The 21,099-nt window shown below is 70.4% G+C and carries 17 protein-coding genes and 2 tRNA genes; 8 read left to right on the top strand and 11 right to left on the bottom strand.

Annotation, left to right across the window (positions count from 1 at the left end; translation table 11 throughout):
- Positions 1 to 39: 39 nt before the first annotated feature.
- From gyrA to OG892_RS19920, 3 genes are all read left to right on the top strand, one after another.
- Positions 40 to 2,691 (top strand): DNA gyrase subunit A, encoded by a 2,652-nt coding sequence (gene gyrA, locus OG892_RS19930; RefSeq protein WP_073733251.1) that lies wholly within the window; start codon positions 40 to 42, stop codon positions 2,689 to 2,691.
- Between the two features lie 93 nt (positions 2,692 to 2,784).
- Positions 2,785 to 3,381 carry a DUF3566 domain-containing protein gene (locus OG892_RS19925; protein ID WP_073733252.1) on the top strand — a complete coding sequence of 199 codons (597 nt, stop codon included), beginning with the start codon at positions 2,785 to 2,787 and terminating at the stop codon, positions 3,379 to 3,381.
- Between the two features lie 77 nt (positions 3,382 to 3,458).
- Positions 3,459 to 3,532, top strand: a tRNA-Ile gene (locus tag OG892_RS19920).
- Positions 3,533 to 3,931: 399 nt separating this feature from the next.
- Here OG892_RS19920 and OG892_RS19915 read toward each other — a convergent pair.
- Positions 3,932 to 4,312 carry a DUF6344 domain-containing protein gene (locus tag OG892_RS19915; protein ID WP_073733253.1) on the bottom strand — a complete coding sequence of 127 codons (381 nt, stop codon included), beginning with the start codon at positions 4,310 to 4,312 and terminating at the stop codon, positions 3,932 to 3,934.
- 343 nt (positions 4,313 to 4,655) lie between these two features.
- Between OG892_RS19915 and OG892_RS19910 the strand changes: the two genes are divergently transcribed.
- The 3 genes from OG892_RS19910 (at position 4,656) to OG892_RS19900 (ending at position 8,265) form a co-directional block, all read left to right on the top strand.
- Positions 4,656 to 4,790 (top strand): DLW-39 family protein, encoded by a 135-nt coding sequence (locus OG892_RS19910; protein WP_003958712.1) that lies wholly within the window; start codon positions 4,656 to 4,658, stop codon positions 4,788 to 4,790.
- 152 nt (positions 4,791 to 4,942) lie between these two features.
- The gene (locus OG892_RS19905) at positions 4,943 to 6,901 is read left to right on the top strand and encodes a VWA domain-containing protein (RefSeq protein WP_371629872.1); all 1,959 of its coding nucleotides are present in this window, start codon (positions 4,943 to 4,945) and stop codon (positions 6,899 to 6,901) included.
- Complete coding sequence (locus OG892_RS19900; RefSeq protein ID WP_199884294.1) at positions 6,901 to 8,265, top strand: hypothetical protein; 1,365 nt, start codon at positions 6,901 to 6,903, stop codon at positions 8,263 to 8,265. Before OG892_RS19905 ends, OG892_RS19900 begins: the two co-directional genes overlap by 1 nt.
- Positions 8,266 to 8,303: 38 nt before the next feature.
- On the opposite strand, the gene OG892_RS19895 is transcribed toward OG892_RS19900, so the two are convergent.
- Both OG892_RS19895 and OG892_RS19890 read right to left on the bottom strand, forming a co-directional pair.
- Positions 8,304 to 9,845, bottom strand: coding sequence for a serine/threonine protein kinase (locus tag OG892_RS19895; RefSeq protein ID WP_371629871.1), 1,542 nt, complete (start codon positions 9,843 to 9,845; stop codon positions 8,304 to 8,306).
- A 99-nt stretch (positions 9,846 to 9,944) separates the two neighbouring features.
- Positions 9,945 to 10,493, bottom strand: coding sequence for a helix-turn-helix domain-containing protein (locus OG892_RS19890; protein WP_371629870.1), 549 nt, complete (start codon positions 10,491 to 10,493; stop codon positions 9,945 to 9,947).
- A 168-nt stretch (positions 10,494 to 10,661) separates the two neighbouring features.
- Here OG892_RS19890 and OG892_RS19885 point away from each other — a divergent pair.
- A tRNA-Ala gene (locus tag OG892_RS19885) sits at positions 10,662 to 10,734 on the top strand.
- An 87-nt stretch (positions 10,735 to 10,821) separates the two neighbouring features.
- On the opposite strand, the gene OG892_RS19880 is transcribed toward OG892_RS19885, so the two are convergent.
- From OG892_RS19880 to OG892_RS19850, 7 genes are all read right to left on the bottom strand, one after another.
- Entirely contained in the window at positions 10,822 to 12,306 is a 1,485-nt protein-coding gene (locus tag OG892_RS19880) for a hypothetical protein (protein ID WP_371629869.1), read from the bottom strand.
- 42 nt (positions 12,307 to 12,348) lie between these two features.
- On the bottom strand, positions 12,349 to 13,956 hold the full coding sequence (locus OG892_RS19875) for a hypothetical protein (RefSeq protein WP_371629868.1): 1,608 nt from the start codon (positions 13,954 to 13,956) through the stop codon (positions 12,349 to 12,351).
- A 174-nt stretch (positions 13,957 to 14,130) separates the two neighbouring features.
- Entirely contained in the window at positions 14,131 to 15,306 is a 1,176-nt protein-coding gene (locus OG892_RS19870) for a mandelate racemase/muconate lactonizing enzyme family protein (protein ID WP_371629867.1), read from the bottom strand.
- A 59-nt stretch (positions 15,307 to 15,365) separates the two neighbouring features.
- Positions 15,366 to 16,697 carry an MFS transporter gene (locus OG892_RS19865; RefSeq protein ID WP_079193188.1) on the bottom strand — a complete coding sequence of 444 codons (1,332 nt, stop codon included), beginning with the start codon at positions 16,695 to 16,697 and terminating at the stop codon, positions 15,366 to 15,368.
- 71 nt (positions 16,698 to 16,768) lie between these two features.
- The gene (locus tag OG892_RS19860) at positions 16,769 to 17,797 is read right to left on the bottom strand and encodes an SMP-30/gluconolactonase/LRE family protein (protein ID WP_371629866.1); all 1,029 of its coding nucleotides are present in this window, start codon (positions 17,795 to 17,797) and stop codon (positions 16,769 to 16,771) included.
- A complete protein-coding gene (locus OG892_RS19855) occupies positions 17,794 to 18,741 on the bottom strand; it encodes a sugar kinase (protein ID WP_371629865.1) in 948 nt (315 codons plus the stop codon). The genes OG892_RS19860 and OG892_RS19855 overlap by 4 nt, the downstream gene beginning before the upstream one ends.
- The gene (locus OG892_RS19850; protein WP_371629864.1) at positions 18,738 to 19,379 is read right to left on the bottom strand and encodes a bifunctional 4-hydroxy-2-oxoglutarate aldolase/2-dehydro-3-deoxy-phosphogluconate aldolase; all 642 of its coding nucleotides are present in this window, start codon (positions 19,377 to 19,379) and stop codon (positions 18,738 to 18,740) included. Before OG892_RS19850 ends, OG892_RS19855 begins: the two co-directional genes overlap by 4 nt.
- A gap of 122 nt (positions 19,380 to 19,501) precedes the next feature.
- Here OG892_RS19850 and OG892_RS19845 point away from each other — a divergent pair, with 122 nt between their 5' ends.
- A complete protein-coding gene (locus tag OG892_RS19845) occupies positions 19,502 to 20,275 on the top strand; it encodes an SDR family NAD(P)-dependent oxidoreductase (protein ID WP_371629863.1) in 774 nt (257 codons plus the stop codon).
- 46 nt (positions 20,276 to 20,321) lie between these two features.
- Here the strand turns inward: OG892_RS19845 and OG892_RS19840 are convergent, their stop codons facing one another.
- Entirely contained in the window at positions 20,322 to 20,990 is a 669-nt protein-coding gene (locus OG892_RS19840) for a GntR family transcriptional regulator (RefSeq protein WP_079193189.1), read from the bottom strand.
- Between the last annotated feature and the right edge of the window lie 109 nt (positions 20,991 to 21,099).

Here is a 21,099-nt window from a genome sequence, read left to right as displayed (position 1 = left end):
GTAACAGCAAGCCGCAGCGCGAAAGGACTTTGACCAGCAATGGCCGACGAGAACACCCCCGCCCCCGTGACGCCAGAAGAGGTTCCGCCCGTCGAGGGCGTGGGCATGCGTGTCGAGCCCGTCGGGCTCGAGACGGAGATGCAGCGCTCCTACCTCGACTACGCGATGTCCGTCATCGTGTCGCGTGCACTGCCCGACGTGCGGGACGGCCTCAAGCCCGTCCACCGCCGGGTGCTGTACGCGATGTACGACGGCGGCTACCGGCCCGAGAAGGGCTTCTACAAGTGCGCCCGCGTCGTCGGTGACGTCATGGGTACGTACCACCCGCACGGCGACTCCTCGATCTACGACGCCCTGGTGCGCCTGGCGCAGCACTGGTCGATGCGCATGCCGCTGGTCGACTCCAACGGCAACTTCGGTTCCCCGGGCAACGACCCGGCCGCCGCCATGCGGTACACCGAGTGCAAGATGATGCCGCTGTCCATGGAGATGGTCCGCGACATCGACGAGGAGACCGTCGACTTCCAGGACAACTACGACGGCCGGAACCAGGAGCCGACGGTCCTGCCGGCGCGCTTCCCGAACCTGCTGGTGAACGGTTCCGCGGGCATCGCGGTCGGCATGGCGACCAACATCCCGCCGCACAACCTCCGCGAGGTCGCCTCCGGCGCGCAGTGGTACCTGGAGCACCCGGAGGCCTCGCAGGAGGAGCTCCTGGAGGCCCTGATCGAGCGGATCAAGGGCCCGGACTTCCCGACCGGCGCCCTCGTCGTGGGCCGCAAGGGCATCGAGGAGGCGTACCGCACGGGCCGTGGCTCGATCACGATGCGCGCGGTCGTCGCGGTCGAGGAGATCCAGAACCGCCAGTGCCTGGTGGTCACGGAGCTTCCGTACCAGACCAACCCCGACAACCTCGCGCAGAAGATCGCCGACCTGGTCAAGGACGGCAAGGTCGGCGGGATCGCCGACGTCCGTGACGAGACCTCGTCGCGTACCGGTCAGCGCCTGGTCGTCGTGCTCAAGCGGGACGCGGTCGCCAAGGTCGTCCTGAACAACCTGTACAAGCACACCGACCTGCAGTCCAACTTCGGCGCCAACATGCTGGCGCTGGTGGACGGGGTGCCGCGCACCCTGTCGGTCGACGCGTTCATCCGCCACTGGGTGACGCACCAGATCGAGGTCATCGTCCGGCGTACGCGGTTCCGGCTGCGCAAGGCGGAGGAGCGGGCGCACATCCTGCGCGGCCTCCTCAAGGCCCTGGACGCCATCGACGAGGTCATCGCACTCATCCGGCGCAGCAACACCGTGGAGATCGCGCGGGAGGGCCTGATGGGCCTCCTGGAGATCGACGAGATCCAGGCGAACGCGATCCTGGAGATGCAGCTGCGCCGGCTGGCCGCGCTGGAGCACCAGAAGATCACCGCCGAGCACGACGAGCTCCAGGCGAAGATCAACGAGTACAACGCGATCCTGTCCTCGCCCGAGCGGCAGCGGCAGATCGTCAGCGAGGAGCTGGCGGCGATCGTCGACAAGTTCGGCGACGACCGGCGCTCCAAGCTGGTGCCCTTCGACGGTGACATGTCCGTGGAGGACCTGATCGCCGAGGAGGACATCGTCGTCACGATCTCCCGCGGCGGCTATGTGAAGCGGACGAAGACCGAGGACTACCGCTCGCAGAAGCGCGGCGGCAAGGGCGTGCGCGGCACGAAGCTGAAGCAGGACGACATCGTCGACCACTTCTTCGTGTCGACGACGCACCACTGGCTGCTGTTCTTCACGAACAAGGGCCGCGTCTACCGGGCCAAGGCGTACGAGCTCCCGGACGCCGGCCGGGACGCGCGCGGTCAGCACGTCGCCAACCTGCTGGCCTTCCAGCCGGACGAGCAGATCGCGCAGATCCTGGCGATCCGTGACTACGATGCCGCGCCGTACCTGATCCTGGCCACGAAGGGCGGTCTCGTGAAGAAGACCGCGCTGAAGGACTACGACTCCCCGCGCTCCGGTGGCGTCATCGCCATCAACCTGCGCGAGACGGCGGACGGCTCGGACGACGAGCTGATCGGCGCGGAGCTGGTGTCGTCGGAGGACGATCTGCTGCTCATCAGCAAGAAGGCCCAGTCGATCAGGTTCACCGCGACGGACGACGCGCTGCGCCCGATGGGCCGTGCCACCTCGGGCGTCAAGGGCATGAGTTTCCGCGAGGGAGACGAACTCCTCTCGATGAATGTCGTCAGGCCCGGTACTTTCGTGTTCACTGCCACTGACGGCGGGTACGCGAAGCGGACCCCCGTCGACGAGTACCGCGTCCAGGGTCGCGGCGGCCTGGGCATCAAGGCCGCCAAGATCGTGGAGGACCGGGGCTCACTGGTCGGTGCGCTGGTGGTCGAGGCTACGGATGAGATCCTTGCCATCACGCTCGGCGGTGGTGTGATTCGTACGCGAGTCAATGAAGTCAGGGAGACGGGCCGTGACACCATGGGCGTCCAACTGATCAACCTGGGCAAGCGTGATGCCGTGGTCGGCATCGCCCGTAACGCCGAGGCGGGTCGTGAGGCCGAAGAGGTCGACGGTCCCGTCGACGCCGACGGCGATGCGGCCGAGGCAGTGACAGCTGAGGCCGAGACGGCCGACGCGGCTGGTGAGAGCACTGTCGAGGGCACCACGTCCTCGACCGGGGAGCACGAGGAGTAGAGCGTGAGTGGAGCCACGGGCGCCGGTTCGGCCGCTTCCGGAGCCGGCGCGAACGGTGCCCGTGGCCCTGCCACGGACTCCCAAGGGGGCACTGTGACGGATACCCGGGGTCCTCAACCCCAGTACGAGGGCTACGCGGCCGGGCCCCTGCCCGGCGAGCGTGAGCCCGCACCGGGCCAGGCGGGGCCCTACCACCCGCCGCAGGCCTACCCCTCGCCTCCGGGCGGGACGCACGGGGGCCGCCCCCAGGGGGCCCAGCAGGGCGCGGGCGAGGCTCAGGCGGCCCGCAAGCCGCGGACGGGGGCGCGGACCACTCCGCGTACCCGTAAGGCGCGTCTGCGGGTGGCCAAGGCCGATCCGTGGTCGGTGATGAAGGTCAGCTTCCTGCTGTCCATCGCGCTCGGCATCTGCACGGTGGTGGCCTCGGCGGTCCTGTGGATGGTGATGGACGCGATGGGCGTCTTCTCCACCGTGGGCGGCACGATCAGCGAGGCGACCGGCTCCAACGAGGGCAGCGGCTTCGACCTGCAGTCGTTCCTGTCGCTGCCCAGGGTCCTCATCTTCACGTCGGTCATCGCCGTGCTCGATGTGGTGCTGGCGACCGCGCTGGCGACGCTGGGCGCCTTCATCTACAACTTGTCGGCCGGCTTCGTGGGCGGTGTCGAGCTCACGCTGGCCGAGGACGAGTAGCGGCGCATCTACCGATTTTGGGACTGGCCCCGACGTGCGCTAATCTTCTTCACGTCAGCGCGACACAAAAGCGCGGCGGGGCTATAGCTCAGTTGGTTAGAGCGCATCCCTGATAAGGATGAGGCCACAGGTTCAAATCCTGTTAGCCCCACAGTGACAGACAGAAGGCCCGGCCCCTCTTCGGAGGGACCGGGCCTTCTGCGTGGGCGGGGTGCGGTGTTGGGGCGGGTGTTGGGGCCGGGGCTGGAGGCGGGGGCTGGAGGTCGGGAGGCCGCTCCGGTAGTACCGGGCTTCCGGTGGTACGGGGCCTGCTCCGGTGGTACGTGGCTTGCTCCGGTCGCTCCGGTGGTGTTGGCCCGCTCCGGTCGCACCGTCGGGGACGGGTGCCCCGGGTGCCCCGGATGCGGCCAGGGGTGCGGTCCGGTACGGGCGTGACTGCTGTGGCCGTCTGCTGTGCCTGTCCGCTGTGCCCGTCTGTGGGCGGGCGCACGGGAAAGCCCCCGTCCGGTGTGAACCGGCCCGGGGGCTCTGGGAGTCAGGTGCGCCGCTCTCAGGGGGGCAGCAGGGACGCGGCCCCCGCCGGGGCTCCGTGCGAGGCGCGGGCGGTACTGGTGGTGTTCGTTGTGCTCGTGGTGTCCGTGGTGTCGGCGGACAGATGGCGGGTGGCGGGTGAGGAGCCGTGCGCCTCTGCGCGGATGCGCTGCTTCATCGTGGGTGGCAGCGCCCGGTCACGCGGAAGGGTCCATCGCACCGACGGGGTGGTCGCGGTTGCCGCGGTCGCACCCGTGTGCTCCTGGGTCGTGGTCGCCGGCTCCGTGACCGTGGCTTCCGTGGCCGAAGCGGTGGAGCCCGCGAGGCCCAGTGCCGCGAGGAGTGCGAAGAACGCGGTGATGAAGGCGGTCCAGATGTTCTTGGCCCGGTAGGTGCTCATGGCGCCTCACTCACTTTCAGGTGGTCCGTTTTGCTTACCTTCCTGATGATGTGGATCCGGGGCGCGATTTCACGGACCGACGCTGCCGATGTGCCGATGTTCAGATGAACACCACTCGTATGGTGCAACCGGGCCCGACCGGCCGGAGCGGAGTTCCTTCCGGCGTCGGTGACGGGCCAGTGACGGGGTGGTGACAGGGCGTCGGCGGGGGTGACCCGATCCTCCGACGATCGCTTTTCCGCAGGCCCCAGTTGGGTTGCGGGGAGGTCACCGGTCGATATCGGCCGGTGTGTATAGTCGGGCGCCAGAAGTCCCCTACGCCAACGAAAGACGAGGTCGCGCGGTGAAGAAGCTTCTCCTGGTCGCACTGGCCGCCATCGGCGGGCTCCTCGTGTACCGCCAGATCCAGGCGGATCGCGCCGAGCAGGATCTGTGGACGGAGGCGACTGACTCCGTGCCCGCAGGTTCGGGTGTGTGAGACAGAACAGCCTGTTTGCGAGCCCCGGTCGCCTGAGCGGCCGGGGCTTCGTGCTGTTGCGGGACCGTGACACCTGTGCTCTTGAGTTCACCTACGCAAATCAATAGGTTGCTTGAGCAAAGAATCCGGGTATTTCGGTCTAGGGGGAACGGATGAGGGCTGGCAGCCACCGCCGCACGGTGCGGGCGGGGACATGGATCGGCGGGGCGCTGTTCGCCCTGGTGGCGGGCGCGCTGCCGGCCGTGGCGGCGCCCGGGGGGACCGGTGCGGCGTCGGACGCGGCCGCATCCGGCGGGAGCGGCAGCCTGGTCATGGTGCTCGACTCGTCCGGCTCCATGGGGGACGACGACGGTACGGGCCGGACCCGGATGGAGAGCGCCCGCGCGGCCGTCGGCACGGTCGTGGACGCCCTTCCCGACGGCCATCCGACGGGCCTGCGGGTGTACGGCGCCGACCGGCCCCAGGGCTGCACGGACACCCGCCTCGTGCGCCCGGTGCGGGGGCTCGACCGGACCGCGCTGAAGCGGGCGGTCGCAGCCGTACGGCCCAGGGGCGACACCCCTATCGGCCTGTCGCTCCGGAAGGCGGCGCGGGATCTGCCGCGGCCCGCGGCCGGCGCCATCGGCACGCGCACCATCCTGTTGATTTCCGACGGCGAGGACAACTGCGGTACGCCGCAGCCCTGCGAGGTCGCCGAGCAGCTCGGCAAGGAGGGCATCGGGCTGCGGATCGACACCGTCGGCTTCCAGGTGAAGGGCGCGGCCCGCGAACAGCTCGAATGCATCGCGCAGGCGGGCAACGGGCGTTACTACGACGCCCCGGACGCCAAGGCGCTGGCCCGTCAGCTCCAGCGCGCCGCGCAGCTCTCCGCCGACGGGTACCGCTTCCGGGGCGAGCGGGTGACGGGCGCGGCCACGGCGGACCGGGCCCCCGTGCTGGTACCCGGGCAGTACCTGGACACCATCGGGCCGGGCGAGAAGCGGTACTACGCGGTGGATCTGGACGCGGTGTCCACGGCGGACTTCGCGGCGACGGCGGTGCCGCAGCCGGGCGCGGCCGTCGACACGTTCGACGCGCTGAGCACCAGGATCGAGTACGACGAGCACGGCTCCTGCGGGACGGACACCGCGCGCTTCCTGCAGAAGGAGGGGGCGGCCCCGCTGACATCGGCGGTCGCCCGGATCCGCTCGGCGGAGGGCACCCGCACGTGTGACCGTGCGGGCCGCTACCGGCTGGTGGTGGAGCGGCAGAGCAAGAAGGGCTCGGACGCCGCGCGTTGGCCGCTGGAGCTCGTGTACGGGGTCGAGGCGCCGCTGGACGGGGGCGTGACGCCCGCCCAGTCGCAGGCGGAGTACGGCAGGGGCGGCAAGGAGGCCGTGCTGCCGACGGGCGATCCGCGCGATGTGCGGGGCGGCACCGGATTCAACGATGCCCGGGAGATCGGCCAGGGCGTCTGGCGCGACCGGATCCTGCCGTCCCAGACGCTCTGGTACAAGGTTCCGGCCGACTGGGGCCAGCAGGTGCGCTACGACGTGGAGTTCGCCAACGAGCCCACGGTGGACCGCACCTCCGCCACGTACTCCTACGGGGCGACCCAGCTCTACACCCCGGCCCGCTACCCCCTCACCGGAGGCGGCGAGTTCACCTCGACCACGATGTACAACGGGCGGCCTTCGGCGCTTCCGATGGGCGGCGTCCCGGTCTCCTGGACCAACCGCTACGAGGACCGGAGCAATGTCCAGCCGGTGCACGCCAGGGGCGGCTTCTACATCTCGGTGACGCTGGGCGCACGGGCCGCGGAGATCGCGGAGAATCCGCAGATCGGCCTGGTGCTGCGGGTGTCGGTGCTCGGTGCGGCACGGACCGGCCCGCAGCACGGGGCGCCCGTGGCGGCCGGATCCGGCGACAGCGGCGGCAAGTCCACCGGAGGGGATGCGGACAAGAAGGGCGAGTCGACCGCGTCCGCAGACAGCGGTGGTGCTGGAGGGGCAGGATGGACCGGCATCGCGGCTGCTGCCGGGGCGGCCGTCATGGCTGTGCTCATCGCCGTGTTCGTATATGTACGCAACCGCCGCGGGGCAGCCGCACGGTCGACGAGGGGAAGCGCGTGATGAGGCAGCGCAGCAGGGGCCGGGCGATACTGGCCGCGGTCGCGGCGATGTGCGCGGTGGCGGCGCTGCCGGCGCAGGCGTACGGAGCCGGCGCGGCAGCCGCGTACGCCTTCGACCCGCAGGCGAAGACGGTCGGCGGCACCGAGGTCAATACGGATGCGAACGAGCTCACGGCCGGTTCTGTCTACCGGAGTTCGATCAAGTTCGGCCAGAAGCTGTACTACCGGCTGAACCTGAAGGCGACGACGAACGCGTACGTCTCGGCCGTCGTCGTGCCCAAGGACGGCGGCAAGGTCGCCTACGGGGACGGCATCTCGATCAGCATCAGGGACAAGTCGGACCTGGCGTGCAGCACGGAGAGCGCCCGCTTCGGGTCCGCGGAGTACCCGCGTCCCATCGCCGCGTACGCCTACCGCAACGTGGACAAGGACAGCAGCAGCTGCCAGGGCGCCGGTGTGTACAACGTCCTGATCGAGCGCGAGAGCGAGGACACCTCGGGGCGCGGGGAGTGGGAGCTGGAGATCCGGTACGCCTCCGAGCCGGGGCTCGCGAAGGGCGGGGCGACGCGGACCGAGGCGCCGGAGGACTGGCCGTCCGCGTCACCGGAGCCGCCCGAGGCGGCGAAGGACAACCGCAGGCACGGCGGGAGCAGTTACTACGAAGCGACGAGTCTGCAGACCGGTGAGTGGAAGGACGAGGCCAAGCCCGGCCAGACGCTCTTCTACCGGGTTCCGGTGGACTGGGGCCAGCAGATCTTCGCCACCGCCGCACTCGGCAACAGCACCGTCCCGGACGCGGACGAGTACGTCAGTGGCGCGCTCGCCCTCTCCCTGGACAATCCGGCGCACGGCCATGTCGACAACGCGTCCCCGATGGCCTACTCGGGCAAACCGGCCTCGGTCTCCCTGGACCCGGTGCCTCCGGTGGCGTACGAGAACAGGTACGCCTCCGACACCGGCGTCAGCGCGATGCGCTTCGCGGGCTGGTACTACCTGTCCGTCACGCTGAGCCCGGAGGTCGCCAAGGCGTACGGTTCCAAGCCGTTCCCGCTGACCCTCACGGTCGAGGTCGAGGGGAAGACCGGGGACACGCCGTACCAGGGGGACGCGGGGATCTTCGGCGTCTCACAGGGCGACAAGGACATGGCGAGGAGCGGCCGGAGCGGCGCCCAGGCCGCCGAGAGCAAGAGCGGCAACATGAAGCTGCTCGGCGCGGCCGGCATCGGCGCGGGCGCCGTGCTGGTGCTCGGGCTCGGCGCGTGGATGCTGCTCGCACGGCGCGGGCAGACGGCGACCGCGGCACAGGCCGGGCCGGCCGACGGCGGGCAGCAGCATCCGTACGGGGGCCCGCCGCAGGCCTGGTAGCCGGGCGGGGCCGAAGGCCCTCGGGTCTTTCGTCCGGATCAGGCCTGGGTCAGGGCCCAGATCCCCACGGCGAAGCAGATCAGCGCCACCAGCAACACCGGGACCGCCACCTTCGTGGACGGTCCCGGCCGCTTTTGCGGGGCGGGTGCCGCGATCTGCGCAGGGGACATGACCTGCGAAGACGGTGCCTGCGACGGCGACTGCGCGTAGTGCGGCGGCACCCCGGCCCCGGCAACTCCCACTCCGGGAGCGGGAACCTGCGAGGGCTGAGCGGTGTATGGACGAGTAAGAGCTTGTTCGTGCTGCACCGCTGCCGTGGGGGCCTGTGAGGGGTTCGGCACGGCGGCGGGGAAGGGGGGCGCCGCATGCGCCGGATGCTGCGGGGCGGGGATGCCGGGAGGGGCGGCCGGAGTGCTGGGCTGCGCCGGTTGGTGAGCGACGGGAGCGGCGTGCTGGGGCGCCTGGGGAGCGGAGCTGGGCTGCTGCGGGGGCGGCGGGAGGTGGAAGCTGCCCGTCTCCGACATCGAGGCCTGGGGCTGCGCGTACGACTGCTCCGTGGGCTGTTGGCCCGTGTGCTGCCGGCCTGTCTGCTGCCGGCCTGTCTGCTGCCGGCCTGTCTGCTGTCCTGGTACCTGCGCTGCCTGTCCCTGCTGAGCTTGCCCGGTCGGGGAGCCGGGGCGGCCGGGCTGCTGCGGGGCGGTTACCGGGCCCGTGGGGCCGAAGCCGTCGGGCAGCGGGCCGATCTGGTCGAAGACCTCCACCGGCTCGTCCTCCGCGCCGGGCTCGGGCAGCATCTCGACGGCGGCGGTCAGCGCCTTGCGCGCGCCCGTGGCCGTACGGAAGCGGGCCTGCGGGTCCGGCTGCAACAGCCCCGCGAGCACCTGCCAGAGAGGCTCGGGGATGCCCTGCGGAGCGCTGGGTGTGCCGTGCGCGGCGAAGTGCTCGATGAGCGCCTGTGCGTCGGGCTTCTTCCCCTGGAGCAGATACAGGGCGACGAGTCCGACCGCGAAGAGGTCCGCGGGGAAGTCCGGCTCCGCGCCCATCATCTGCTCGGGAGCGAAGTAACCCGGCGTCCCCACCACGTAGTTGGTCTCGGTGAGGCGTGGCTCGCCCTTGCGCATGGAGATGCCGAAGTCGGACAGCCGCAGGTGCGGCCGGCCGGTGCCGGTGGCCTCCATGAGGATGTTGGCGGGCTTGATGTCCCGGTGCACGACCCCCTCGGCATGCACCGTCGACAGCCCGGACAGCAACTGGTCGAGCAGTGTGCAGACGAACCGAGGAGGGAGCGGGCCGTAGTCACCGATGACATGGGCCAGCGAACCGCCGGTGATGAGGTCCATGGTGAACAGGACCTTGTCGTCGTCCGCGGCCCAGCTGGCCGGAGCGAGCACATGCGGATGCTCGATCCGCAGGGCCTGTTCGCGGACGAAGCGCAGCAACGTGTGTGCGTCGCTCTGCTGAAGGACCTTGGCCGCCACATAGCGGCGGCGCCGGTGATCCCAGGCACGCCAGACAGCCCCGACCCCACCACGTCCGATCGGATCGATCAGCTCGTACCGACCAGCGAAGACCTCACCCATTGCGCTGCGCTCGCTCCCCGTTCCTGCTCTCGGCCGGTGCGTGTGCCCCGTGCCCGGATCCTGCGGCTGCCGGACCGGTTGCCCGGCCCGTTGCCCGGATTAGCTCTGGTGTCCCTCGTAGTGCGCCACCGCGTCCGCGGTGCGTCCTGCTCCGTACACCTTGAGGAACTCTGCCAGTTCCGGGTGGGTCGGGGCGAGGGCGTCCGCGGCATCGATGATGTCACCGGCCGCCGCGACGGACCGCAGCAGCGACTGGATCTCGCGGACCACCCGGCGCACGGTGGGCGCCCCACTGGTCGAAGACGTCTGGCCCGTCCCGGTGAGTACGGAGCCGCCCTGCGACTTCTTGATCTCTTCCATCCGGTCGGTGGCCTCTCCCGCGCTGACACTGCCGTCCGCGACCTGACTGGCCAGCTCCTGGAGCGCCTGGACGCGCTGCACCACTGCCGGGTTGCCGATCTTCGCCCGCTGACCGCTCATGAGCTGGGAGAGCATGGGGGCGGACAGCCCGAGCACCGCCGCCAGCCGTGCCTGGTTCAGGCCCAGATCATCGATCAGCCGACGGAAGAGCGCCCCCAGCGGTTCCCCGTACCAACTGCGCTGAAGTTCCCTGGCTCTGGCTGTCGCCTCTTGCTGTGCCGCGTCCATAGCGTCTCCCCTTCGCTGAGGCTTCGCTGCTGCGAACCCCGACGAGCATCTTACGGAGCGTGGTCGCTGACCGGGAGCCCCAATTTTTGGAGGATTCGGGGGATCAGCGGGTACTCTGGTCTGCGGCGGTGACCACAATGCCGGTGCGTCCGGTGGTGCCCGCTATCCGGGGCCTTAGCTCAGTTGGTAGAGCGCTGCCTTTGCAAGGCAGATGTCAGGAGTTCGAATCTCCTAGGCTCCACGTGTTCAAGACCCCCCTGACCTGCGGAAACGCGGTCAGGGGGGTCTTTTGGTGCGCGGGCCGCCGGTGGTGCGGGCGGTGGGCCGCCTAGGAGCGGACCCAGAACTCGATGGACAGGGGCGGGAGGGTCAGGGTCAGCTGCGGGCCGGTCCTGGTGCCGAGGTTCTGGTTGTTGGTCGTGGGACCGTACCGGTGCCCTTCGAAGGCCGCGGCCGTCTGGGTGTCCACGGTGTAGGTGAAGGAGTCCGTGGCCGACCGGTTGGTCACGGCGAGGACGGGCTTGCCCTGCGGGGTCTTCCAGGCCATGATCCGCTGGTCGCCGAGCCGTGCGGATTCGTCCACCGCGTAGCGGACGGAGTCCCACGGCATGTACTTCACGAACCCGGCCACGCCGTTCCAGTTCTGCGGGTTGTAGTCCCAGTGCCCGACGGGGATGTCCGGGAAGTGGCTGAAGTCCGTGTCGCCCGGCGGTCGCCAGAATCCGAGCGAGTAGCCCGGGGCCTCGGCGTTGGTCGTCGGCTTGAGGGCGTGCAGCCAGAACCAGGTCGGTGAGTCCTGGAAGACCATCCAGTTCATGATCGACTGCGCTGTGTTGACGGTTCGTACGTCGGAGGTCCGGTTGTCCAGGTACTCGAACTCGTTGTTGTAGACCGGCTTCCCGACGGCGCCCGAGGTGAAGTCCTTGGTCATCTGGTCGTTGCTGTCCGCGCCGATGCGGTGGTAGGTCCAGGCGTCCACGTACTTCAGGGCATCCGGGTCGGCCTTGAGCGCCTTGCCGATCTCGCCGCCCCAGCCGTCCAGGCTGTCCGCCATGATCTGCGCGTTCGGGTACTTGGCCCGGATCTTCGGCGCCACCGCGGCGAAGGTCTTGCGGTACTGCTCGGTGTCGTAGGCGCAGGAGGAGTACGGGGTGGAGAACCGCGGTTCGTTCTGCAGTCCCCACATGGAGATCGGTACGCCCCGGGAGCTGAGGTAGTCGAGGTCGCCGGCCATGGCGTCGCCGAGCGCGTCCAGGTCCGCAGGGGCGAACGACTTGAGCGTCCCGCCGATGTAGGAGTTGTTGGACTTCCAGCCGGGAGCGGGTGACCAGTACTCGGCCGAGATGCCCTCGATGCCCGTCTGCTCGATCATGTCCGCGAGCTGCGCGGTCTGCCCGGGGTAGCGGCCCCTCATGTGCTTCTGCGTGGAGTCCAGGCCGCGGTAGTAGAGCCCGAGCGCCAGCCGGCAGTAGCGGAAGCCCCGGTCGGAGCGGCCCGCCATGAGCATGTCCTGGTAGAACCGGGTCAGCTCCGAGGGCGTCAGGTCGTACGGCACGCCACTGACGGTGTCGGGAAGGCCGTCGTTGCCGGAGCCGATGGAGTCGGACTGGATCTCGAAGCCCAGTCCCTTGATGGTCTGCCGGCGTGCCTGGTCGTAGCGGATGGTGTAGCTGCCGGACGTGGCCGCCGCGGCGGCGGGAACGCGGTTGAGCACGGGATAGATCGCCGCGCCCGCTCCCGCGATCGCGGCGCCGCGAAGCAGCGAACGGCGGTTGATGCCTCGCGGCTCGGGGGTGGCACCGGGGTGGGACATCGTCATCTCCTGTCGGTCGGTCGGCGGATCAGTGCGCGTGCGTCAGTTGTTCTCGACCCAGAACTCGATGGTGTTGGGCTGCACGGTGATGCTCAGTTCGGGACCGCTTGCGGTGCCCCGCGCCACGTTGTTCTCGGCCAGCGGCTCGGTGTGCGGGCTCCACCTGAACCGGTGGCCGGTGAAGGTGCGGCCGCTGCCGGTGCTCACCTCGAAGGTGTACGGCGCGGCGGTGGACGTCTGCGCGTTCGGGACCCGGTGGGTGAGCGCGAGGACGAGCTTTCCCTCGGGCGTGCGCCAGGCCATGATCCGGTTGTTCACGGACGGCTTGCCGGTCGCCGGGTCCACCGGCTCCTCGACGTGATGGCGCACGGAGTTCCACGGCAGGTACCTGGTGAAGCCGCTGAGAGCGTTCCAGACGGGCGCGTTGTAGTACCAGTGGCCCTTCTGGATGCCCGGGTACTCGCTGAAGTCGTCGTCCTCGTCCGGCCGCCAGATGCCGAGGCCGTAGCCCACGGCGACGTTCGTGTACGTGGGCTTGAGGGCGTGCAGCCAGAACCAGGTACGGGAGTCGGCGAACGTCATCCAGTTCATCACCGAGTGGGCCGTGTCCACCGTCAGCTCGTGGTTGAGGGTGGAAGCGCCCTCCCACTCGAACTCGTCGTTGAAGACCTCGCGGCCCTCACGGTTGTCGAGGTAGTAGGCGGGGGCGGAGATCAGCTTGTCCGGGGACTGGCTGGTGTAGTGGTGCGTCCAGGCGTCGACGTACGACAGGGCGGTGCTGTCGCCGCGGACGGCTGTGCCGAAGCCGCCGGACTGACCGTCACGGGAGTCGACGTGGACGAGTACGCCGGGGAAGGCCGACCGCACCTTCGGGGCGACGGCCCGGAACGTTTCGAGGTACGACTCGGCCGTGTACCCGCAGCTGCCGTACTTGCGGTCCCAGTTGCCCGGCTCGTTCTGCAGGCCCCACATCCGGACGGGAAGCCCGTTGGACTCCAGGTACTTCAGGTCCCTGACAACAGAATCGCCGAAGTCGTCCAGGAAGCGGGCCTTGTCGCCGTTGTACTGGGGGTGGGTCGTCGCGAAGCTCGGCGCGAAGCAGGCCAGCGTGCCGTTCATCAGGCTCTGCGTGGACTTCCAGTACGGCGCGGGCGTGAAGTACGTCGCCGCGAGGCCGTCCAGTTTCGCCTGCTCGTGCATCTCGGCGAGCACGCCCATCTGCGAGGACCAGCGGCCGACGATCTGCTTCCTGTCCTGCGAGACGCCGCGCAGCCAGATGCCCTGGCCGAGACGGCAGTAGCGGAAGCCCCGGTCGGCACGTCCCCCCATCAGGATGTCGCGGTAGAAGCGGGCGCGTTCGCTCTCGGTCAGGTCGTGCGGGGCGCCGGACCTGACCGGGTCGTCCGGGTCCATCTCGTTGTCCTGGGCCCCGATGTGGTCGGACTGGATCTCGAAGCCCAGGCCGAGAATCGTCTGCCGCCTGCCGGAGGAACCGCTCTCGACGACATACGAGCCCGACGCCGCCGTGGCAGCCGTCGCGCGCGGTACTGCCGTGAGGCCGAGGGCGATGCCCGTACCGGCGGCGGCCATCGCGCCGAGCACGGTACGACGGGCGGGGGGTGGTCCGGTGCCTGGGAACTGGTCGGTCACAGTGGTCCTCCGGGGGCGCGATGCCAGGTGGGGTACGGAAGTCGGGTGTGCCAGAACTTTCGGGTGTGCCAGAACTTTTCGGGTGTGCGGTGGTGCGGGCCCCGGCGCGGTGTGCGGCACTGCGCCGGGGCCTTCGCCGGAGGCCGGGTCCAGGGGGACGACCCGCCTCCGGGCTCAGTAGCGGGCGATCGTGTAGCGGTCGACGACGGCTTCGTCGAGTTCGATACCGAGGCCGGGTCCGGTGGGAACGGTGAGCGCGCCGTCGCGGAACTCCGGCGGGTTCACGAGGATCGCCTCGCGGATGGGGTTGGGCAGCCGGTTGTACTCGTACGTACGCAGGTTGGGTGTGGCGGCGCAGAGTTGGAGGGCCGCGGCGAGGCTGACACCGGAGCCGACGCCGTGCGGGGCGATGTCGACGTGGAAGGCGGAGGCGAGCGCCGCGAGCCGGGTCGCCTCCGTGAAGCCGCCGCAGCGGGCGACGTTCGGCATGAAGACGTCGATCGCCTCCAGGAGGAGGGAGTCGCGCAGGTCGAAGCGGGTGAAGTGGGTCTCGCCGTTGACGATCGTGAGCCCGGTCCTGCGGCGCAGTTCGGCGAGGTTGCGCAGGTCGTCGACCTGGAGGGGCTCCTCGTACCAGGAGATTCCGAGGTCCCGCAGGACGGCGCCGACCCGGGTCGCTTCGTCGAGGTCGTAGGCGCAGTTGACGTCCGTGAGGATCTCGATGTCGGGGCCGACCTGGGCGCGGACGGCCGACAGGTGCGCGCGGTCGGTGCGCTCGCCGCGGCCGATCTTCACCTTCAGCGCCTTGAAGCCCTGGTCCACGAAGCCCTGTGCCTGGCGGGCGGAGTCCTCCGGGTCTGCGTGCAGGGCGACGGGGCTGGCGTAGCAGTCGACGCGTTCGCGTACGGGTCCGCCGAGCAGCCGGTGGACCGGTTCCCCGGCGACCTTGCCCCGCAGGTCCCACAGGGCGAGGTCGATGCCCGCGATGGCCTCCAGGTAGAAGCCGCGGTTGTGGCCGCCGGCGGCCTGGCCCTGGTAAAGGCGTTCCCAGACCGCGGTGGTGGCGAGGGCGTCCTGTCCGACGAGGAGTGGAGCCAGGACCGTCGACACCACGGTCGCCGTGACCTGGGGCGAGGGAAGGCCGTAGCACTCGCCGATGCCGACGCTGCCGTCCTCGGCGTGCACTTTGACCAGCGTGGCGTACTGGCCGCGGCGCGGCAGGACCAGGTGGCTGGAGGCCGGGTAGCGCAGCCAGTCCGGTACGTCTTCCGGGGAGTCGTAGAGGTCGTCGAAGCTGGCCGAGAGGGCCAGGACCTCGACCTTGGTGATGGTCGGCGGAGCAGTGCTCACGTGGGGTTCTCCACTCGGTGGGCTCGGACGCGGGGTCCGTGCGGGTGCGGCGGTGCGGTTCACCGGGGCTGCGGCTTCGTGTAGGCCTGCTCGTCGCGGGCGGTTTCCCTGCCCGCGAATACGGCGATCGCGCTGATGACACAGCCGGCCATGACGTAGAGGGCGACGGGGACGATCGAGCCGCTGGAGGCCTGGAGCGCGGTGCCGATGAACGGAGCCGTGCCGCCGAAGATCGCGCCGCCGAACTCGCGGCCGACGCTGACGCCGCTGTAGCGGATGCGGGCGTCGAACAGCTCGGCGACGAGGGCCGCCTGCGGGCCGAAGACCATGTCCTTGCAGATCGGGATGGCGATCACCATGGCCAGGAAGATCAGGCCGGTGTTCCGGGTCTCCAGGAGCTGGAAGAACGGGAGCGCGTAGGCGACGGTGCAGGTCAGCCCGATGGCGACCATGACACGGCGCCCGATCCGGTCGCTCAGCCAGCCCCAGAACGGGATGGCCGCGATCTCCAGGGCCGAGGCCAGGGCGATCGACCACAGCATCGTGGACTTCTCGATGTCCAGTTCCTTGGTGGCGTACGACAGGGCGAAGGCCTGGATCAGGTAGCCCCAGACGAAGCCCGAGACGGTGATGCCCAGGACCCGAAGGATCGCGCCGGGCTGCCTCTTGAGCGTGGCGAGCAGTGGGAACCGCTCGCGCTCGCCGCTCTCCTCCAGCTCGGCGAAGACGGGGGTCTCCTCGATGCCCTTGCGGACCCACAGGCCGAACAGCACGAGGAACGCGCTCAGCAGGAAGGGGATGCGCCAGCCCCAGGACTCGAAGGAGTCGTCGGGCAGCATGGACACGAGGCCGAACACGGCGCTGGCCAGGACGAATCCGGCGCCGGTGCCCATCGCGGGAATCGCACCGTACAGGCCGCGCTTGCCCGGCGGGGCGTTCTCGACGGTCAGCAGGGTGGCTCCGGCGAACTCGCCGCCCACCGCGATGCCCTGACACACCCGCAGGAGGATCAGCAGGATCGGAGCCCAGATCCCCACCGCCGCATGGGTGGGCAGTACGCCGATCAGGGTGGTCATGACGCCCATGCCCATCATCGTGATCAGCAGGACGTACTTGCGGCCTATGCGGTCGCCCAGATGACCGAAGAGCATGCCGCCGATGGGGCGTGCGGCGAAGCCCACCGCGAACGTCGCGAACGAGGCCAGGGTGCCGCCCGTCGAGGACGAGCCGAAGAACAACGGACCGAAGACCAGTGCCGAGGCCAGGCCGTACAGGTTGAAGTCGTACCACTCCATGACGGTGCCGACGGTGCTCGCCACCATCGTCCGCCGGTCGGCCTTGGTGCGTTGCGGATCCATCTTGCCGTCTTCGGCCGCTGTGACAGCGCTCATGAGGACGTCACCACCTTTCGAGAGGAGCCGGGGGAAGGCGAGATCACCGTATGCGATATACGAAATAAGAACTAGAGGTTTCTCCGCATGAACTCCAGGTAACTCGGAACGTGTCCGTCCGAGTACGGACCGCGCCGACCGGGGCTCGGGCCGAAGGGCCGCGCAGGGGGTGAGGTCGTCGGCGAGGCGCGGGCGAACACCGCTCCCGCGAGCGGGTCGGGGACGGTCAGGCGGTGCCGCGCGGTCGTCACGTACATCCGGCCCGCGCCGAAGGCCACGCTGCTGGTGTGCGGCGTGGGGAGGTCCAGGGTCTGTACCCGCACACCGTCGGGTGTGTGGCAGCGGACCTGGCCGGCGCCCCAGAGCGCCAGCCAGAGCAGTCCCTCGTCGTCGACCGTCATGCCGTCCGGGCGGCCCTCGGCCGCGGTGAACCGGGCGAGGAGGGACGGAGCGCCGAGCGCCCCGGTACGCGGGTCGACGGGGTAGCGCAGGACCGTCCCCTCGGCGCTGTCGGCCAGGTACATCAGGCTGCCGCAGGGCGAGAACGCCGGGCCGTTGGGGACGGTCAGCCCGTACAGCACACGGTGCACGGTGCCGTCGTGGTCGACGCGGTAGAGCGAGCCCACGGGCGCGTCGCCCCCGAGGGTCATGCTGCCCGCCCAGAAGCGGCCCGCAGGGTCACAGACACCGTCGTTCATCCGCATCGGGAGCTTCGCGTGCGCCTCGGGCCGGTCCAGCCACCGGGGCCGGCCGCCCTCGGTGACGAGGGCGATCCCGGTGCCCGCGGCGACGATCCATTCGCTGTCACCGTCGTCACCGTCGCTGTTGCCGCCGCCGCTGACAGGTGCCACCGCGCCCAGCGGTACGCCGAGTCCGAGCAGCCGGTCCGGTGCCCGGCCCGGAGTGTCCGCGCAGCGGTACAGGTCGCCCTTGAGGAGATCGACGAACACCATGCCGCCGCGGTGCGGGCGCAGCCCCTCGGCCAGCTGATAGCGGCCGGGCGTCCAGACCTGCCAGTCGGCGCCCGTCGGGTCCGGCGCCTGCGGGCTGCTCGGCGCGATGCCTGCGCGCGCCTTCGGGGGCCCGCCGGTGCGGGTCACCGGAGGGTGGAGCCGGGCGGGACCCGCAGCAGGCCGAGTTCGTCGCGGCGGGGCAGGCCCTCCCAGTCACCGGCCGAGGCGACCGCGAAGGCGCCGGTGGTGACGGCGCGGTCCAGCCGCGCCTCGACCGGCTCACCGTCGAGCAGCGCCGACAGGTAACCGGCCACGAACGCGTCACCGGCGCCGACGGTGTCCCGCACCGGCACCGCGACGGCGGCCAGCGCGAAGGAGCCGCCCCGGTGGAAGACCTCGGCCCCGTCGGCGCCCCGCTTGATCACGACCTCACCGACGCCCTGGTCGAGCAGGGACTCCACGCGGGCGTCCTCCGTACGGGCCGGTTCCGAGGCGATGAGAGGCAGTTCGTCGTCGGAGGCGACGAGGATGTCGACGTGGCGGGCGAGCGGGCGCAGGGTGGCGGCCGCCTCCGCGGTGGACCAGAGTCCGCTGCGGTAGTTGACGTCCAGGCTGACGCGGGCGCCCAGGGCGGGAGCGGCACGGACGGCCGCGGCGACCGCCTCGCACGGCCCCGCGCCCAGCGCCGTGGTGACACCCGTGACGTGCAGGACCCTCGCCGGTTCGGCCAGTGCCCGCCCCAGGTGCTCCGGGCCGAGCGACGCACCCGCGGAACGGTCGCGGTAGTAGCGGACGCGTACGAGATCGGCGACGCGTGGCTCGAAGATCACCAGACCGGTCGGGCCGGCCTCTGTGCTGGCCGCACAGGAGATGTCGACGCCTTCGGCGCGCAGGGTGCGCAGCACCATGCGGCCGAACTCGTCCGTCCCGGTCAGCCCGGCCCAGCGGACCGAGTGGCCGAGCCGGGCGAGCCCGATCGCGACATTGGACTCGGCGCCCGCGACGGAGAGCCCGAGCGAGCCGCCGAGCTGGAGCGGACGGTCGGCGCGCAGTGCGGCCATCGTCTCGCCGAAGGTCAGGACGTCGCTCACCGGGCCCCCAGTGCCACCGTGCGGAACTGCTCGGAGCGTTCGGCGAGGCCGTCGAGACCCTCACCGTGCGCGGCCCTGCCGACGAGGGGGCCGCCGACGCCTACGGCGAGTGCGCCGGCCGCCAGGTAGGCGCGGGCAGCGGCGGAGTCGATCCCGCCGACCGGTACGAAGGGGACGTCGGGGAACGGGTCGCGCAGCGCCCGCAGGTACGCGGCGCCGCCGAGGGCGGCAGGGAACAGCTTCACGGCGGTCGCCCCCTCGTTCACGGCGGCGATGACCTCGGTCGGGGTGACGGCGCCCGCGAGCACCGGCAGGCCCAGCGTCCTGCTCTCGGCGACGGCCTCGGTCAGACCGGGCGTCACGGTGAAGCGGGCGCCCGCCTCTGCGGACCGGCGGGCCTGTACGGCGGTGAGGACCGTCCCGGCGCCGAGCAGCGCCGTTTCGCCGAGCCGGGCGCGGGCCCTGGCGATGACGTCGAGCGCGTCCGTGGTGGTCAGCGACACCTCGACGACGCGGACGCCGGAGTGGAACAGCGCGAGCACCGTGTCGAGCGCGGCCCCGGGGTCGCTGCCGCGGACGATGGCGAGGAGTCTTTCGGTGCGCAGGGCGGAGAGGAGATCGGGAGCCGTCATGGCCATGGCTGCCTCCGGAACGTCATTGATGATATTTGGTAGATCGTATACCTTCTCTCTCCGAGCTCCAATCGTCTCTTTCTGAGCTCGACCCTCTCAACCCTTCAGCTGCGCGAGGTGCCTGCGAAATGACCCGAACTGCCCTGGTCACCGGTGCGGCAGGCGGCATCGGCCGTGCTGTCGCCGCCCGCCTCGCCGCCGACGGCCTCCGGGTCGCGGGAGCCGACCTCAGCGATCCGGACCTGCCCGGCGTCAGCTACCACCGCGCCGACGTCACGCGAGCCGACGAGGTCGCATCGATGGTGGACCGGGTCATCATCGAGCAGGGAGGTGTGGACGTCCTGGTCGCCTGCGCGGGCGTCACGGCGGGCGCGCCCCTGCACGCCACCACGGAGGAGGACTGGAACGCGGTCCTCGCGGCCAACCTGACCTCGGTCTTCCTCTGCGTACGCGCGGTCCTGCCCTCGATGATCTCCGCGGGCACGGGCGCGGTCGTCACGCTGGGTTCGGTACTGCACCGCACCGCCGCACCCGGGCTGCCCGCCTATGCCGCGGCCAAGGGCGCACTCGCCGCCCTCACCCGGCAACTTGCCGTCGACTACGGCCACCACGGGATCTCGTTCGTCACGGTCTCCCCGGGCTGGGTCCGCACTCCGGCCACGGAGTCGCGGCTGGAGGGCCAGGAGGACCTGCGCCTCCTGCGGGAGAGCAACCCGATGCGGACCCTGGGCACCCCCGAGCAGATCGCCGCTTCAGTGGCCTTCGCATCCTCGCCCGAGGCCGTTCTGCTGAGCGGTTCGGAACTGGTGCTGGACGCGGGGGCTTCCGCCGTCAGCCCCGCCAGCCTGCTGCGGGACGGTCACCGCAAGCGGATGGGCCTGCCGCCGCTGGGCAGGGGCTGAGGCCGGCCGGGGTGCGGGGGCGTTCGTGCCGACTGCCCCCGGCCGGTCAGCGCTCCTCCGCCACCTCGTGGCCGGCCTGCGAGATGGTGTGCGCCTGTGCGGCCGCGGCTGCGCCCGCCGGGTCGCCGAGCCGCAGCGCTTCGATGATGGCGTCGTGTTCCTCCACGACGGCCTGCCAGTTCTGCGTGTCCACCGGGGAGGCGATGCGGAAACGGCGAATGGTGAGCAGGAGCTGCTCGGTCAGCTCGGCCAGGATGCGGTAACCGCTGGCCTCTGACAGGGCGCGGTGGAAGTCGGAATTGAGCTCCGGCAGTTGCTCTGTGGCGCCGGCGGCGAGTTCGGCGCGCATCTTGGTCTGCACCTCTTCGAGCGTGGCCAGCAGGCCATCGCTCGCGCGCTCTGCCGCCAGCTTGGCGACGAGGCCCTCGATCGCCTCGCGGGCGAGGAAGACGCCCCGCATCTCGGTCTTGTCGACCTGGGTCACCGCCACTCCGGAGTGCATCTGCGAGGTGACGAGCCCCTCCGACTCAAGACGCTTGATCGCTTCGCGGATGGGAATCTTGCTCACGCCGAGATTGCGTGCCAGCTCGTCCATGTTGATGCGCTCGCCGGGGCGCAGCTCGCCGCCCGCGATCGCCTGGCGCAGGTTGTCGTAGGCCATCTCCGCCTTGCTCTTCACCACGGGCAGTCGTGAGGCCCAGCTTTTCTGCGTCATGCATCTATCGTATGCGATATCCCGTTGAGGGGATGGGGTCGCTCGCACCGCGACGGCATCGACGAGCAGGCGAACTTCCGGCGGCGTGATCCTTCGACGGGCCCGTGCC

It is taken from the genome of Streptomyces sp. NBC_00341 (genome assembly GCF_041435055.1).
Taxonomy (GTDB): Bacteria; Actinomycetota; Actinomycetes; order Streptomycetales; family Streptomycetaceae; genus Streptomyces.
This window is presented reverse-complemented; position numbering and strand designations above follow the sequence as displayed.

Coding starts and splice junctions, on each gene's coding strand:
- gyrA (WP_073733251.1), top strand. CDS start 40: ATGGCCGACGAGAACACCCCCGCCCCCGTGACGCCAGAAGAGGTTCCG.
- OG892_RS19915 (WP_073733253.1), bottom strand. CDS start 4,312: ATGAGCACCTACCGGGCCAAGAACATCTGGACCGCCTTCATCACCGCG.
- OG892_RS19905 (WP_371629872.1), top strand. CDS start 4,943: ATGAGGGCTGGCAGCCACCGCCGCACGGTGCGGGCGGGGACATGGATC.
- OG892_RS19900 (WP_199884294.1), top strand. CDS start 6,901: ATGAGGCAGCGCAGCAGGGGCCGGGCGATACTGGCCGCGGTCGCGGCG.
- OG892_RS19895 (WP_371629871.1), bottom strand. CDS start 9,845: ATGGGTGAGGTCTTCGCTGGTCGGTACGAGCTGATCGATCCGATCGGA.
- OG892_RS19890 (WP_371629870.1), bottom strand. CDS start 10,493: ATGGACGCGGCACAGCAAGAGGCGACAGCCAGAGCCAGGGAACTTCAG.
- OG892_RS19880 (WP_371629869.1), bottom strand. CDS start 12,306: ATGTCCCACCCCGGTGCCACCCCCGAGCCGCGAGGCATCAACCGCCGT.
- OG892_RS19865 (WP_079193188.1), bottom strand. CDS start 16,697: ATGAGCGCTGTCACAGCGGCCGAAGACGGCAAGATGGATCCGCAACGC.
- OG892_RS19850 (WP_371629864.1), bottom strand. CDS start 19,379: ATGGCCATGACGGCTCCCGATCTCCTCTCCGCCCTGCGCACCGAAAGA.
- OG892_RS19845 (WP_371629863.1), top strand. CDS start 19,502: ATGACCCGAACTGCCCTGGTCACCGGTGCGGCAGGCGGCATCGGCCGT.
- OG892_RS19840 (WP_079193189.1), bottom strand. CDS start 20,990: ATGACGCAGAAAAGCTGGGCCTCACGACTGCCCGTGGTGAAGAGCAAG.